Source organism: Psychrobacillus sp. AK 1817, from assembly GCF_008807035.1.
Classification (GTDB): Bacteria; Bacillota; Bacilli; order Bacillales_A; family Planococcaceae; genus Psychrobacillus; species Psychrobacillus faecigallinarum.
The window spans coordinates 1,607,813-1,622,573 of the sequence record NZ_CP031739.1 but is presented as its reverse complement, the minus strand read 5'-3'; the positions used below and the strand labels follow the sequence as shown (position 1 = coordinate 1,622,573).

General features: G+C 36.7%; 14 protein-coding genes and 1 pseudogene. 13 read left to right on the top strand and 2 right to left on the bottom strand.

Annotation, left to right across the window (positions count from 1 at the left end; all coding sequences use genetic code 11):
- Positions 1–162 precede the first annotated feature (162 nt).
- From D0S48_RS08160 to D0S48_RS08140, 5 genes are all read left to right on the top strand, one after another.
- Positions 163–582 (top strand): GNAT family N-acetyltransferase, encoded by a 420-nt coding sequence (locus D0S48_RS08160; protein ID WP_151111164.1) that lies wholly within the window; start codon positions 163–165, stop codon positions 580–582.
- 206 nt (positions 583–788) lie between these two features.
- Positions 789–1,043 (top strand): histidine kinase, encoded by a 255-nt coding sequence (locus tag D0S48_RS08155; RefSeq protein WP_191963892.1) that lies wholly within the window; start codon positions 789–791, stop codon positions 1,041–1,043.
- Positions 1,044–1,375: 332 nt separating this feature from the next.
- Positions 1,376–2,134 (top strand): alpha/beta fold hydrolase, encoded by a 759-nt coding sequence (locus tag D0S48_RS08150; RefSeq protein WP_151111160.1) that lies wholly within the window; start codon positions 1,376–1,378, stop codon positions 2,132–2,134.
- Positions 2,131–2,976, top strand: coding sequence for a DUF2785 domain-containing protein (locus D0S48_RS08145; protein ID WP_151111158.1), 846 nt, complete (start codon positions 2,131–2,133; stop codon positions 2,974–2,976). The genes D0S48_RS08150 and D0S48_RS08145 overlap by 4 nt, the downstream gene beginning before the upstream one ends.
- A gap of 373 nt (positions 2,977–3,349) precedes the next feature.
- Positions 3,350–3,706 (top strand): DUF3139 domain-containing protein, encoded by a 357-nt coding sequence (locus D0S48_RS08140; protein WP_191963891.1) that lies wholly within the window; start codon positions 3,350–3,352, stop codon positions 3,704–3,706.
- 443 nt (positions 3,707–4,149) lie between these two features.
- Here the strand turns inward: D0S48_RS08140 and D0S48_RS08135 are convergent, their stop codons facing one another.
- On the bottom strand, positions 4,150–4,638 hold the full coding sequence (locus tag D0S48_RS08135) for a hypothetical protein (protein ID WP_144537252.1): 489 nt from the start codon (positions 4,636–4,638) through the stop codon (positions 4,150–4,152).
- 351 nt (positions 4,639–4,989) lie between these two features.
- Here D0S48_RS08135 and D0S48_RS08130 point away from each other — a divergent pair, with 351 nt between their 5' ends.
- From D0S48_RS08130 to D0S48_RS08105, 6 genes are all read left to right on the top strand, one after another.
- Positions 4,990–6,294: an ABC transporter substrate-binding protein gene (locus D0S48_RS08130; RefSeq protein WP_144537254.1), complete on the top strand. Its 1,305-nt coding sequence runs from the start codon at positions 4,990–4,992 to the stop codon at positions 6,292–6,294.
- 80 nt (positions 6,295–6,374) lie between these two features.
- Positions 6,375–7,322 (top strand): carbohydrate ABC transporter permease, encoded by a 948-nt coding sequence (locus D0S48_RS08125; protein WP_144537256.1) that lies wholly within the window; start codon positions 6,375–6,377, stop codon positions 7,320–7,322.
- Between the two features lie 107 nt (positions 7,323–7,429).
- A complete protein-coding gene (locus tag D0S48_RS08120) occupies positions 7,430–8,161 on the top strand; it encodes a carbohydrate ABC transporter permease (protein WP_370455754.1) in 732 nt (243 codons plus the stop codon).
- Between the two features lie 27 nt (positions 8,162–8,188).
- Positions 8,189–9,217 carry a LacI family DNA-binding transcriptional regulator gene (locus tag D0S48_RS08115; protein ID WP_144537260.1) on the top strand — a complete coding sequence of 343 codons (1,029 nt, stop codon included), beginning with the start codon at positions 8,189–8,191 and terminating at the stop codon, positions 9,215–9,217.
- 4 nt (positions 9,218–9,221) lie between these two features.
- A complete protein-coding gene (locus D0S48_RS08110) occupies positions 9,222–10,133 on the top strand; it encodes an ROK family protein (RefSeq protein WP_151111153.1) in 912 nt (303 codons plus the stop codon).
- A gap of 13 nt (positions 10,134–10,146) precedes the next feature.
- Positions 10,147–11,586, top strand: a complete 1,440-nt coding sequence (locus D0S48_RS08105) for a glycoside hydrolase family 1 protein (protein WP_151111151.1) — start codon at positions 10,147–10,149, stop codon at positions 11,584–11,586.
- Positions 11,587–11,608: 22 nt separating this feature from the next.
- Here the strand turns inward: D0S48_RS08105 and D0S48_RS21185 are convergent.
- Positions 11,609–11,692: pseudogene (locus D0S48_RS21185) on the bottom strand (hypothetical protein); the annotation flags it as partial.
- Between the two features lie 212 nt (positions 11,693–11,904).
- Between D0S48_RS21185 and D0S48_RS08100 the strand changes: the two are divergent.
- Both D0S48_RS08100 and D0S48_RS08095 read left to right on the top strand, forming a co-directional pair.
- Positions 11,905–13,113: a M20 metallopeptidase family protein gene (locus tag D0S48_RS08100; protein WP_151111149.1), complete on the top strand. Its 1,209-nt coding sequence runs from the start codon at positions 11,905–11,907 to the stop codon at positions 13,111–13,113.
- A gap of 42 nt (positions 13,114–13,155) precedes the next feature.
- Complete coding sequence (locus tag D0S48_RS08095; protein ID WP_144537268.1) at positions 13,156–14,703, top strand: ABC transporter substrate-binding protein; 1,548 nt, start codon at positions 13,156–13,158, stop codon at positions 14,701–14,703.
- Positions 14,704–14,761: the final 58 nt, after the last annotated feature.

Below are 14,761 nucleotides of genomic sequence, written 5' to 3'. Positions count from 1 at the left end.
GCCTAGCAGGTTTGACGCTATTTATTAATGTTCTAAAGAGGAAAATCTCTAAGATTGTGAAGTAGTACACTTCAACTAAAGGTGCACTTTAGTTGAAGAAGAGTAAATAAAACGATGTCGAATATATATATTGAGGAAGTTTAAGTTAATGGAGGTAACATTATGAAAAAATATAAAATTGAAAATACTATTCCCACATTGCAAGAATACAAATATTTGTGTGAATCTGTGGAATGGAGTAATTATATGAATTTTGAAGTGGTAGAAACATCACTAAGAAATTCTATTCACTGCATCACAGTCAAGGATAATGAACAAATAGTTGGTATGGGAAGAATTGTTGGAGATGGGGCTATTTATTTCTATATCCAAGATATAGTGGTTCATCCAGATTATCAGAAACATGGTATTGGAAATGAAATAATGAATCATTTGGTTAAATACTTAAATGCAAATGCACCAGACAAGGCGCTTGTTGGTTTGTTTGCATCACAAGGTAAAGAATCGTTCTATGAAAAATATGATTTTAAAGATTACTCACCAAACATGACGGGGATGTTTACTGTAATTTCAAAAAAATAGATATGAGATTTTAGGAAAGAAATATATCAACATTAATACAATTGTTCTATAAGGATCTTTTTCCTTATTAAGCTAACGATGAGATTTACTTCAATAAGGAGTAAAGCTTTTTTTCTTAATAAACTAACGTAAGCAGTTTAGTTGAACAAGAAGTGCAATAAATATAGTCAATTGTAAAAAAGAGCCGAGAAAGTGAGGTAATTGTGTTGAGAAGATATTTGAGTGTTATTTCATTGTTATTATTTTCTTTGTTCATTATTTTTGGTTTTATTACACCAATCGTAGTGAATGGAACCTCGGAAATTGGGGACAATGTGATTATTTTATTAATACTAGCTTCATTTTTAACAGCATACTTTAGCCGAAAAGGGAAATGCAGAACTTTTGCTTTAATTGTATCTTCAATTCCAGTGCTATTTCTAGTAGGATTAATTTTACTTCCAATATTTTATGAGCAATAGTTTGGTAAATCCTTTGAAGAAGATTCTGAAGTCATTGTATTTGTAATTGAACTAACGAGGTACTTTAGCAGAACAAGACCATCACTGAATGGTCTATTTATATTTACAGAACAATCCAATATATTTAGGAGATCCAGTGTGAAATGTTTAAAATGACAAAAAACTTGGAAGTAAGCAAATTATCAATTGGTATTCTACAGATTTCTTTTGGAGTGGTGATTTCAGCTGAAGTTACAAAATAAAAAATGGAAAGTTCGCAAAAATATATAATAATCCAATTATTATGGAAATATTAATAGTGTGAAGCTTATAATTGAACTAGGTGATTAAAAGTGACTATAAAATATAAAAAGATAATTGATATCTGTGATAACCGCAGACTATTCAACAATAATTCACGTAACAGTACTCCAAGCGTAATCTTCATAGCAGGGTTAGGCGATAGCTATGAGACATGGAAAAAAGTCCAAGACCGAATATCGCAAAAAACATCAACCTTTTCCTATAACAGGTCGGGTATTGGCAGGAGTCAAGTCGCATCCGTACCGACGACTTGCTATGATCTAGTCGAGGAGCTCAACGAATTGTTGCTAGCACTTGAAGTGGAGAAACCCTATATATTGGTGGGACATTCTTTTGGTGGTTTGGTCGCTAGATTATATGCCAGCCTTTATCCACTGAACATCTGCGGTATGGTTTTGGTTGACGCTGCACCGGAATATAAAGAACTTGCCTATGAAAAGGTTCTACCCGAAAATCTGCTTGCAAGAAATAGGGAATATTACGAGAATCCTATGTTGAATAGTGAGAAGATAGATAAAATACAAAGCTATAAGCAAATCGTTGATCATTCAAAGCAAAGTAACCTCCCTCTCGCAATTATTACAAGAGGTTTATCTGACAATGTTGAAGAGGGATGGCCATCTCAAGAAATAATGGAAATTGAGCAAAGACTCCAAGCAGAATTCCAATGGCTATCAAGGTCAAGCAAGTACCGGATTGCTAGTCGAAGTGGACATTATATTCATCATGATGAGCCAGAAGTTGTTATAGAGGAGATTATGTTAATGTTGAAGGAGATGGGGAAATGAGCGATACAAGGACCAAACTGATGCTGGATTTGCAAAGAATTGAGAAGGATGAGTATCAGTTATGCGAAGGTGAGCACCATCAAGATTTCTTACCTTTATTGCTTCAATATATTGGCGATCCTCAGCCAGAATTACGGGATAACCTGATTTATCCGATGTTTTATATGTGGATTAAGGAAGAGAATAGGTTCAGTGAAGAGGAGTTACGAAGCCTCTTAACTGTTCTGACTGATGAGAACCATTTGTTCTATAGTATTGGCAGCGAGGATGATCAGTCAGTTTTTACAAGGACGTTCTCTGCCTTACCTATCGCTTTGATTGTGCATCGCCACAGACAGTATCCATTTTTCAATCAAGCGGAAATTGAGCAATTAATGCATGAGATGCTTCGTTATTATAAAGAAGAGAAGGATCTGCGAGGTTACCTTTCAGTAGGAGGCTGGGCTCACAGCGTATCTCACGGTGCGGATGTTTTTGTCGAGCTGGTTCAGTGCGAGGAAAGCAGCGACGCAATGCTGCGTGAGGTTCTTGTTGCTATTTCTGACATGCTTCATAATGGGAGACACATTTTTAGCGATGAGGATGATGAGCGGTTAGTCAACATCGTAGATACGATGATTGACAAAGGGTTACTTCCACATAAAGAAATCGCTGATTGGATTAGCGACTTAGCGCAATGCTGCAATTTGCCGAGAAGTCGCAGTCAGGTGATTGCTCGCGTGAACAGCAAGAATTTTTTACGCAGTCTCTATTTCAGAAGGGGACAAGATAGCCGAGGGAATGATTTTAACACTGTCATACTTGATACTGAGGCAAAATTGAACAGATTTTCTATCAGTTAAAGGATTAGAGGGGCTGTCCCAAAAGCCATTCGAAATTGGCTGAGGGATTTTGCCCTTTTTTATGACAAGAAAAACAACAAGTAACCATCCTTTGGTACAATGGTAGTACCACCACCACGCACAAAAGGAGAGGCAATGGCTGCAATTAAGGTAGTTTTTTCTCATTGAACTAAGGGCAGCATTTCTGTAAATATTGTGAAGAAATGTACTTAAACTAACAGGTGCTTTAGTAAAATATGGCCATCATTTCGATGGCCTATTTTTATGTCCAAAACATTAAGTTGTTCTCAGATATGCATTGTGAAATGTTACACTTAAACTAACGGTGCAGTTTAGTTGAAAAAGAATGATTAAATCCATAGGAGGAGCTAATATGCAAAAACTCCATAAAATTACTTTGATTGTATCTATTTTAATTTTAATAATTATTCTGTTGCCATTTATTTACTTAGAAGTTAACAGAAATATTTATGAAAATAAGGTAACAAATTACCTTCTAGAAGAAATGGAATACGATAAGGGAGAAATAGGTTCAGTTGAAGGTGTTTATGGGTTTAAAATGCCTGAATTTTACACAATCGTAACCTTCGAAAATGAACCTTATGTTGAATATACTTATTTTGCTCACAACACGGTATTGCAATTTGGCTATGAAATTATAGATAAAGAACACGATGGAATTACTAAAGAAGACTTAAAAAATTTAGACCCAAACGGTTTGATTGATTAATAATTTCTGCTTTTTGGTTTATTCAAGTAACGGGTGCTTTAGTAAAAAGGAAATCAAATTAAAATGAGCTTGGAGAAAATATCCCAGCTCATTTTTTGTGTCTTAAATCAACCTTTACCTTTAACATAGCCATATTAATTTAACTAAAGATGTCCTCTTTTATTTCTGAGATTATATACAGTTTTCACCTGAATAAAGAATTTTAGTTGTTTTGAGCGAAGGCGGCGACTCCTAGGGGACAAGCGCGTAGGAGATACTACAGGCTCGCTCCGTGTCCCCAGAAAAGCGTTCACTGTAGCGGAGAACACAGCCTCTTGAATTTCTAAGAAAGGTTTTGTCCTAGCCTTTCAACTTCATAAAATGTTCATACAAGGATTCTAAGCGTCTCTTAAAATAGCTAATCAGTGAGGTGCAAAGAACCCCGGGCACCTATATTCGTCCTTCTAACACCAAACAATAATTTTATACGGCGTGGTTTGGGCAGGAATGCTTCGGGTGGTGGGGCCATAGATTACAATTAGATTTCGGTTTGCTGGACTTTTTGTAAAAGCTTGCCCGTTTGTCAAAATTATGGGGGTATACGGTGAAATATTTAAGCTCAATTGACCATCGCTACTAACAAACTGGCTGTTAAAGAAGTCAACTTTTACAAATTGATTTGGATTATTTTTTACTATAACAAGTGCCTGATATTGTGGTGGAAAGATTAAAGGAACGGGTGCATTTCCATCATAGTATCCAGTAACCCAATCTCCAACCCCTACCATTTCTTGGTCTACAAAATAAGTAGAGGGTGATACTACAAAATTTACTAAAGCCCCGTTACCGTTGTCTACTGACATTAACGTATAACAACCATCTTCTCCATTTAACCCTGTTGCAAAATCACTTATCATAGTAACAATCCCATGAAAAGATTGGAAACTCACCATACTTTATCCCTCCAACGCTATTTAAGCATTTCCTTATACATGTTATGCATTTCTAAGACTTTGTGTTATCCGTCCTCAGTTATGGAAAGCGTTTTCTAAAAATATTAAGAAAATTCTTGATTTTATATCAATCTAGTTTTATAATTCAAATTGAAAGCGGTTTCACAATCTAATAATCGCTCTTTTTCATCAAGTTTAGAAACCGGTTTCCGAAGTATGGTAAATAAGTTTAGTTTTTATGAGGAAAACAATATGGGAGGTGAATGATACAAAAATAATAACTTTCATTATTTTTGTTGAAGAATTACAACCTGTAAGAAAACATTAGTCAAAAAAATAGGGGGAATCAAATTGAAAGGTTTGAAAAAATTAAGTGCAATAGGCTTGTCAACAGTTCTTGCATTTTCATTGGCAGCTTGTAGTGGAACCGAAAAGGAATCGTCTAATAGCGAAAAAGGCGGAGACAAACAAGAACAAGTTACATTAAATTTTTGGACTTTTGGTGCTACTGGTTATGAAGACTTGGCGAAAGCATATGAAGAAGAAAACCCTAATGTGAAAATAAAAGTAAGAGCTGCTGAAACAGCAGAGCATCATGATGCATTATTTACGGCATTATCGGCTGGAAGCGGAGCTCCAGATATTACGATGTTAGAGATTGATCAATTAGACCGTTTTAAAGTAGCACAAGACCAATTTGAAAACCTCTATGATCTTGGTGCAAAAGATATTAAAGATCAATACCTGGATTGGAAATGGAACACAGGGGAGAATAATGCTGGGGATTTCTTAATCGGCTTACCAACAGATATTGGTCCTAAAGCTTTATACTATCGTACAGATGTATTTGAAGCAGCTGGGTTACCAACTGAACCTGAAGAAGTAACTAATTTAATAAGTACTCCAAAAGCATTTGAAGAAGCGGGTATAAAGGTGAAGGAAAAGACAGGAAAACCATTCGTAGATAGTATAGAAATGGCATTCAGAGCTTACTTAGACGCAGCTCAAGAAACCTTCCTTAATCCTGAGGGTGAATTACTACTAGAGCAAGATGAAAATGCTGTTAAAGCAGCATATGATTACGCTGTACATTTAAATGAGCTTGGAATTGTTGGGAAATTTGAAATGTGGTCACCGGAGTGGGCAAATGCTGTGAATAAAGGTGAATTTGCAGCAGAATTAGGAGCTGGTTGGTTAAAAGGTTGGATGGAAGGTAATGCACCGGAAGCTGTTGGCAAATGGAGAGTAGCTACTTTACCAACTGAATTTGCTGCAAACTGGGGCGGTTCTTTTATCTCCATTCCAAAGGAAACTAAAAATGCTGATGAAGCTTATAAATTCGCAGAATGGTTAATCTCTCCAGACAATCAATTGAAATCATTCCAAACAAAAGGATTATTCCCATCTGCACCAGCTGTTTATGATATGGATGCCTTCAAAAACAATGAAGATGAATTCTTTGGAGGACAATCGACAGCACCAGTATTTGCAAAAGCTGCCCAAGACATTAATGGAGCAGTTTATAAAGGAGAGAAATACTTCCCACTTTATCAGGAAGTGTTGAATGCCTTGAAGAATGTTCAATCTAAAGGAGCAGATCCAGAAAAAGAATGGACATCGGCAGTTAAACGTGCAAAAGATTTATTAAATCGCTAGATAAAAAGATTACTAGATATGAAGGTGGATGAGGGGTTAATGAGCTCCAATTCCACCTTTGATAGGGATGAGGTGAGTACATGAATACTGTAAGTAATAAGGAAAAGGTAAGAAAAAAAAGGTACATGTCTGAACAGAAAAAAGATATGGCTTCAGGCTATTTATATATAGCCCCTTTCTTTATTATTTTTGCTATTATTGGGTTATATCCAGCATTATTTAGTATTTATTTAGGGTTTCAAAAATGGAACGGATTAAGTCCTATGACATTTGTTGGCTTAGCTAATTTTAAAATAGTCTTAACCGATCCTCTTTTTTGGAAATCAGTTTACAATACAATCGTCATGGGAATCATGGGTACCGCCCCACAATTACTGTTCGGAATCATTTTTGCCTATTTGTTGAATCTTGCATTTCTTAAGTTTAAGAACTTCTTTAGAGTAACGATTTTTATGCCGTATATTACTTCCATGGTAGCTGTAGCTCTTATTTTCAGTGTGTTGTTTAGTGATCATGAATCTTCTTTAGCCAATTATGTGTTAAGTTTGGCGGGTCTAGATCCTGTGAACTGGAGCAGCTCTGAATGGGGAACGAAAATTGCCATATCGATTATGGTATTTTGGAGATGGGTAGGGTATAACACCATTATTTATCTTGCTGGTATTCAAAGTATTCCAAATGATTTGTATGAAGCTGCAACGATTGACGGAGCAAATAAATTTCAGCAGCTTATGTACATTACCATACCGATGCTTAAGCCATTTATCATCTTAACTGTATTCACATCGACTGTAGGGGCTTTGCAGTTATTTTCTGAACCAACTATCTTTTTAGGAACTAGTGCTTTCACAAGAGACGAAGGCATGACTATTGTGATGTATTTATATCGGGATGCCTTTAAATTGCAATCTTTTGGAACAGCGTCAGCTACAGCTATTATATTATTAGTATTGATAACTGTTTTTGCTGCCATAAATACTTTCTTAACCTCAGGTATTGGCAGGAAGAAAAGAGGTGGAAACTATTGAATAAATCGGAGAAGGGAAAAAAACCGTCCATTAGCAGAATCCTTGCTTATGTACTATTATCCATTGCATCGCTACTTTCGTTGTTTCCGTTTTATTGGATGTTTGTAATGGCAACAAGCCCTAGTTCTGCTTACAATTCCATTCCACCAACGGTTACACCAGGGAGCTTGTTAATAGAAAATTTTAATAAGGTCTTGGATAAAATCGATTTCTTTCAAGCGATGTGGAACTCATTTATTGTTTGTTCCATTGTCACCATTGTGGTTTTATTTATTAGTTCATTAGCTGGGTTTGCCTTTGCGAAGTTTAAGTTTCGAGGTAAAAATGTACTTTTTACAGCTATCCTCTTAACGATGATTATACCGCCGCAATTAGGGTTAATCCCACAATATTTCCTGATTTCTAAGGCAGGATTACTTGATACATTACCAGGTGTGATGGTATTGTTCTTCCTTAATCCTCTGGGAATATTCCTGATGAGACAATATATTAGTCAATCTGTACCGGATGAGTTAATTGAAGCAGCAAAATTAGATGGGTGTTCCAATTTTAAAATTTATCGTAGTATTGTGCTTCCAATTATACTTCCGGCATTTGCAACTTTAGGGATAATTGTCTTCTCAGCTGCATGGGGCGAGTTTTTATGGCAATTTATCGTTTTAAGAGATCCAGAGATGTATACGATTCAAGTTGCTTTAGCCCAGTTAAGTAATACACAATATGCAGATTTTGGCATGATCTTATCAGGTGTTTTTTGGGCAACTGTACCACTTTTGATTATTTTCCTATTGTTTAACCGCTTATTTATATCAAGTATTACTGAAGGATCTGTGAAATAAAGTAACGTGAAATAGAAGGGATTAGAGATGAATTTAACAATTAAAGATATAGCGCAAATGGCAGGTGTTTCCCCAGGTACTGTTTCAAAAGTCATCAACAACTATGAAGGCATTAGTGAGAAAACAAAGAAACAAGTAATGGATGTCATTAACCAAAAGGGTTATGAACCCAACTTTTCTGCAAGATCACTGGCAACAAAAAAGTCAAACCTAATCGGACTGATCTATGCTGGGAAGATTAATGTTGAAATGACACATCCTTATTTTAATGAGGTTATATCAGCTTTCAAAAAGAATATTGGTCTACTAGGTTATGATATTATCATGTTTTCAAATGAACGCTTTCAAACGGGGCATGGCAGCTATTTAGCAAGATGTCGACATTTTCATGTCGATGGCTGTATAGTGATTGCGGGTGAGGAAGTGGAAGAGGCTATCTATGATGTGGCAAAGGAAGGAATTCCGTGTATTGGGATTGATATTGAGTTAAAAGGTCCAAAATCTAGTTACATCATGACAGATAACGTGGATTTATCGAGAAAAGTGATCGAATTTTTTTATTTACATTCTGTAAGAAAGATTGGTTATATAGGCGGCAAATGGGATTCAGCTATTTCTCGTTATCGGAAACAAGGTTTCTATGAAGCCATGCAACAATTTGGTCTTGAAATACGCGGAGAATGGATTCAGTATGGTGACTTTCATGAAGAAAGCGGATATGAAGCGATGAAGAAAATACTTCGATGCAAAGAGTATCCTGAAGCTGTTTTTGCCACATCTGACTTGATGGCGTTGGGTGCTTTAAGAGCGATAAAGGAAGAGGGACTTAGTGTTCCACAAGATATTCAAATTGTCGGGTGTGATGACATTGTAGCTTGCCGCTATAGCGAGCCGAAACTTACGACAGTAAAGCAGGATAAAGAAAAATTCGGGAAATTATCAGCTTATATGTTGAATGATTTGATAAATGGAGAAACACAATTAAAGCCAGTATTGATTGACTCAGAATTAATCATTAGGGAGTCGTGTGGAACGAAAAGGGTTGATAGGAGGTAATTGTGTGAATTACTACGCTGTTTTTGATGTTGGAGGTTCTTCTATTAAATATGCCCTTATGGATGAGGTAGGATTATTTATTGAAAAGTCCTCTGCTCCTACACCTGAGACTAGTCTTGAACTGTTTGTAGATACGGTAGAATCCATCGTGAAGAATTTTCAAAAAAGGTATGCATTAAAAGGTATCGCTATAAGTTTGCCTGGTGCAGTGAATGTAGAAACAGGACATATTGGTGGAGTCACAGCACTTCCGTATATCCATGGACCGAGTATAAAGGAACTTGTTCAGGAACGGACACATATACGCGTTGAAATTGAAAATGATGCTAATTGCGCTGGATTAGCAGAAGGATGGATCGGTGCTGCAAAGGATGTACAGGATTATATTTGTATTGTGATTGGCACCGGTATCGGAGGCGCGTTAGTTCTTGATAAAAAAATCCGGCATGGTAAGAATCGATTTGCTGGAGAATTTGGTTATATGATCATGGAGGATTATTTCGAAGAGCCAATAGGGAAAACATGGAGTACTTTAGCTGCAATCGGTGGATTGATCAACCAAGTGGCAAAACGAGAAGGAATGGATCCGAATTCCCTTACCGGCAAAACTGTGTTTGAATTGGCCGAAGATGGTAATAAAGAAATACGAGATGAAATAGAAAAATTTGTGAAGCGATTAGCAGTAGGGATTTATAATTTACAGTATGTAATTGATCCGGAGAAAATCTTGATAGGTGGAGCCATCAGTACTCGAGAAGGTTTCATTGATCAGATTAATGAAACCTTAAATCAAATGAAGCACAATAAGGATAGCTTAACCATCCAAGTAGAAAGATGTCAGTTTGGTAACGATTCTAATTTAATCGGTGCTTTGTATCACTTCTTACAGAGACAATCGATGAATGTGAAAAGATAGGAGGATGAAAACAGTGATACATCAAACGCTTAAACCGTTTCCAAAGGATTTCTTATGGGGAGCAGCCTCTGCAGCCTATCAAGTGGAGGGTGCTTGGGATGAGGATGGAAAAGGTGCTTCAAACTGGGATAAGTTTGTTCGTATACCCGGTAAGACCTTTAAAGGGACAACCGGTGATGTTGCAGTAGACCACTACCATCGTTATAAGGAAGATGTTCGTTTGATGGCGGAAATGGGTATGAAAACCTATCGTTTCTCTGTTGCTTGGACACGTATTTTCCCCAATGGTAGAGGAGAAAACAATCAAAAAGGCTTGGAATTTTATGATCACTTAATCAATGAATTAAAGGTAAATAAGATTGAGCCGATTTTGACATTGTATCACTGGGATTTACCACAGGCACTTCAGGATGAATATGGAGGCTGGGAGTCTAGGAGAATTATAGAGGACTTCACGAATTATAGTGTTGAACTATTTAAACACTTTGGTGACCGTGTGAAATATTGGGTTAGCTTAAATGAACAAAATATTTTCACGAACCATGGCTACCATTTGGCGACACATCCACCAGGTATTAAAGATGAGAAGTTATTTTATCAAGTCAATCACCATGCGAATCTTGCGAATGCTAGTGTGATTAAGGAATTCCATAAATATATTCCCGATGGAAAAATTGGCCCAAGCTTTGCCTACTCACCTTCCTATGCCGCATCTTCTAGTCCGAAAGATATTATGGCAGCTGAAAATGCCGAAGAGCTCAATAGTCATTGGTGGATGGATACGTATGTATGGGGCAAGTATCCAGAAGTAGCATGGAATTACTTAGAGGAAAAAGGACTAGCTCCTTTAATTGAAAAAGGCGATTTTGATTTATTAAAAGAAGGTAAGCCAGACTTTATTGGTTTAAATTATTATCAGACAACAACTTTTGAAGAGAATCCCTTAGAAGGCGGTATTGGTTCATCGGAAATGAATACAACCGGTAAAAAAGGAACATCCAAGGATTCTGGAATACCAGGACTGTATAAAACAATTGCCAATCCAAACTTGGAAAGAACGAATTGGGATTGGAATATCGATCCTCAAGGGTTAAGAATTGCTCTACGTAGAATGACTAATCGTTACGGACTCCCTATTTTGATAAGTGAAAATGGGTTGGGGGAATATGACAAGTTAGATGCGGATGGAGTAGTTCAAGATGATTATCGGATTGAATATCTGCGTTCCCATATAATTGCCATTCAGGAGGCAATTTCCGACGGAGTAGATGTAATGGGTTATTGTGTCTGGTCCTTCACTGATTTGTTAAGTTGGCTAAACGGCTTCCAAAAACGCTATGGGTTAGTTTATGTAAATCAGCATGAAGAGGGTGTACATGATCTCCGTCGCATAAAGAAGAACAGCTATTATTGGTACAAAAAAGTCATCGAATCGAATGGCACCTCCTTGTAGTTGATGAAAATAGTAAGTAAAGTTACACAAATAATTTAACGACTTCTAAGATCTGAGTTCGGTATTCTACTGGATTTAGGTCTTTTAATTTTGCCTTCATTCGTTTGTGGTTTTAATACTCGATATATTCATCTAGTTTTCCTTGGGATAAATAAGATTACTTTCAAGAGAATCGCTTTAAAAAAAACAAAAAATGATGTCGAAAAATTGGGAAATTAGTCTTGACTAAAGAAATATTCTAAACTAGTATTAATACAATAATCAGAAAATACTTTTATTTCCGAATATTATATTAAATAAATTAAATAGGAGGATTAAATGAAACACAAAGTAGTAGAAGAAAACGTTTTGCTTAAAGAGGCACTTGACCTTAAGGATTATTTAATACAATGGCGTAGACATCTTCATGTGAATCCGGAACTATCATTTGAAGAATATGAAACTTCAAAGTTTGTTTTGGAAAATTTAAAAGAACTTGGTTTAGAAATTCAAGCACCAGTGGCGAAAACTGGAATAGTTGCTCTTCTACAAGGTACTCATCCAGGTCCGACTGTTGCTTTAAGAGCAGATATGGATGCACTTCCTATACAAGATGAAAAAAATGTTTTATACGCCTCGTCTGTTCCTGGGGTTGCACATTTATGTGGACATGACGCTCATACAGCCATTTTGTTGGGAGCAGCCAAATTACTAAGTAAACATAGACCCCAAAAAGGGAATATCAAATTTATATTTCAGCCAGCAGAGGAAGGTTTAGCAGGGGCCCTACATATGGTTCAGGAAGGGGTGCTTAACAATCCTGATGTAGATGTTATTGCCGGTTTGCATGTACATCCTACAGCAAACACAGGGTATATAACTGTTGCGAAAGATGTCGCAATGGCATGTGCGGATTCCTTTGACATAGAAGTGATTGGAGAGGGGGGGCATGCGGCTCATCCACATATGTCGATCGACTCGATAACGGTAGCAGCCGAAGTTATCTCTTCGTTACAGCAAATTGTGAGCCGATCAATCGACCCTCTAAAACCAGCTGTTTTGACAATAGGTAAAATAGAAGGTGGCTTTAAAAGAAATGTTATTGCACCGTCCGTCCGATTGGAAGGCACAGTTAGAGTCTTAGATCCTTCGTTAAGAGAGGTCATTTCTCAAAGAATGGAAAGATATATTAAAGGTGTCTGTGAAGGGATGGGGGCTAGTTATAAATTTGATTATCAATTTGGCTATCCTTCCGTTAAAAATGACAATACATTGATCCCATTATTAGATTCAGTTGCTGAGAAAATATTGGGCGCCAGTACGCTTTCAATTGTGAATCCGAGCATGGGGGGAGAGGATTTTGCTTACTATGCTGAGAAAGTGCCAGGTATTTTCTTTAGATTGGGTACTTACAATGAAACAAAAGATTGTATCTATCCAAATCACCATCCAAAATTTGATATTGATGAAGATGCACTGCCGTATGGCTCTGCTTTATTGGCCCAATTCGCTCTTGATTACATAGAGAATAATTCAACCGAACAATAAGTATTTGATTCATGAAAAATATATAGATAAAGGGGTATGAGTATGAGGAAATGGGTAGGGTTAGCTAGTTCTATACTTTTGACAGTGGGCTTGTTGGCAGCCTGTAATGGAGAGGAATCTTCCACTTCGACGCCAAAAAAAGAGGATGATAGAACATTAACGATTGCAATGGGAACGGACATGGTAACATTTGACGTTCATAATCATGTAAATACTTCCACAGAAGCAATTCACGTGAATATGTTTAACTATTTGTTTAAACGAGATAACGAAACTGGAGAGATTTTACCAGACTTAGCAGAAGGTTATGAAAAAATAGATGATAAGACTTGGGAAGTGAAACTAAAAGAAGGCGTTACTTTCCATAACGGCGAAACTTTAGATTCTGAGGATGTTAAATTCTCACTTGAACGTGTTGCACATGATTCAACACTTCTTGATCACATTAACTATAACTCTATTAAAGAGGTACAAGTTATTGATGAACTTACAATCCGTATTATTACAAATGAACCAGATCCAGCTTTGCTAAATAGAATTTCAAGAATTGCATCTAGTATCCTTCCTTCCGAATATATTGAAGAAAATGGAATGGATTATTTCTTGGAAAATCCAGTTGGGACAGGACCATTTAAGTTTTCCAAATGGGTACGCGACGATAGAATTGTCCTAGAAGTATATGATGATTATTTTGAAGGAAAAAATGAAGAATGGGACGAAGTGGTATTCCGTGTAATCCCGGAAAACTCTACACGTGTCTCTGAGCTACTAACAGGTGGAGTTGATATTGCAACAAACATGCCTCCAAGTGAGTGGAAACGTATTGAGGATAACGATGGCACCCATTTATCACAAGGAACTTCTAACCGGACAATGATGATATTTTTGCGTTCAACTGAAGGATATCCAACTTCTGATCCTCGAGTTAGAGAAGCTTTGGACTTGGCAATTGATAACAAGGCAATAACGGATAATTTATTAAATGGCGCAGGAATACCTACCATTACACGAGTAGCGCCAGGAAACTTTGGTTTTGCTGAAGATCTTTATGACACCTATAACTATGATGTAGAAAAAGCAAAAAAATTATTGGCAGAAGCAGGCTATCCTGATGGCTTTGAAATGACCTTCCATTCTCCAAAAGGACGTTATTTACAGGATGCTGAAATAGCTGAGATGGTTGCCGGAATGTGGACTGCGATTGGGGTAAAAGCAAATGTAGAATTCATGGAGTGGAGTAGTTTCGTTGAACTTCGTAATTCAGGCAAAAATAAGGATGCTTATTTACTAGCTTTGGGTAACTCTATGTTTGATGCTGCGAATGCATTAGATTGGTATAACTACGAAAGATTTAAAGGACAAATTGATTATTACAATGAAGAAGTAGAGGGATTATTGGCAGCTGCTGCTCAAAATATGGACCCAGAAGAAAGAGCACAGCAATATATTAAAGCACAACATTTATTAGCTGAAGACACAGCTCACATTGTTTTACATCAAGAATCTATTAACGTAGGTGTGAGTGATGCAATTGATTATACTCCTACAATGGATGAAATAATTTACGTGGATTCCATTAATAAAAAGTAGGTACGGTTATCGGTAGGGAGAGCTTGCTCTTCCTTCCTTTACTATTTGGTTGTGTAAA

Coding starts and splice junctions, on each gene's coding strand:
- D0S48_RS08120 (WP_370455754.1), top strand. CDS start 7,430: ATGGCAACAAGCCCTAGTTCTGCTTACAATTCCATTCCACCAACGGTT.
- D0S48_RS08140 (WP_191963891.1), top strand. CDS start 3,350: ATGCAAAAACTCCATAAAATTACTTTGATTGTATCTATTTTAATTTTA.
- D0S48_RS08135 (WP_144537252.1), bottom strand. CDS start 4,638: ATGGTGAGTTTCCAATCTTTTCATGGGATTGTTACTATGATAAGTGAT.
- D0S48_RS08115 (WP_144537260.1), top strand. CDS start 8,189: ATGAATTTAACAATTAAAGATATAGCGCAAATGGCAGGTGTTTCCCCA.
- D0S48_RS08100 (WP_151111149.1), top strand. CDS start 11,905: ATGAAACACAAAGTAGTAGAAGAAAACGTTTTGCTTAAAGAGGCACTT.
- D0S48_RS08095 (WP_144537268.1), top strand. CDS start 13,156: ATGAGGAAATGGGTAGGGTTAGCTAGTTCTATACTTTTGACAGTGGGC.
- D0S48_RS08160 (WP_151111164.1), top strand. CDS start 163: ATGAAAAAATATAAAATTGAAAATACTATTCCCACATTGCAAGAATAC.
- D0S48_RS08125 (WP_144537256.1), top strand. CDS start 6,375: ATGAATACTGTAAGTAATAAGGAAAAGGTAAGAAAAAAAAGGTACATG.
- D0S48_RS08145 (WP_151111158.1), top strand. CDS start 2,131: ATGAGCGATACAAGGACCAAACTGATGCTGGATTTGCAAAGAATTGAG.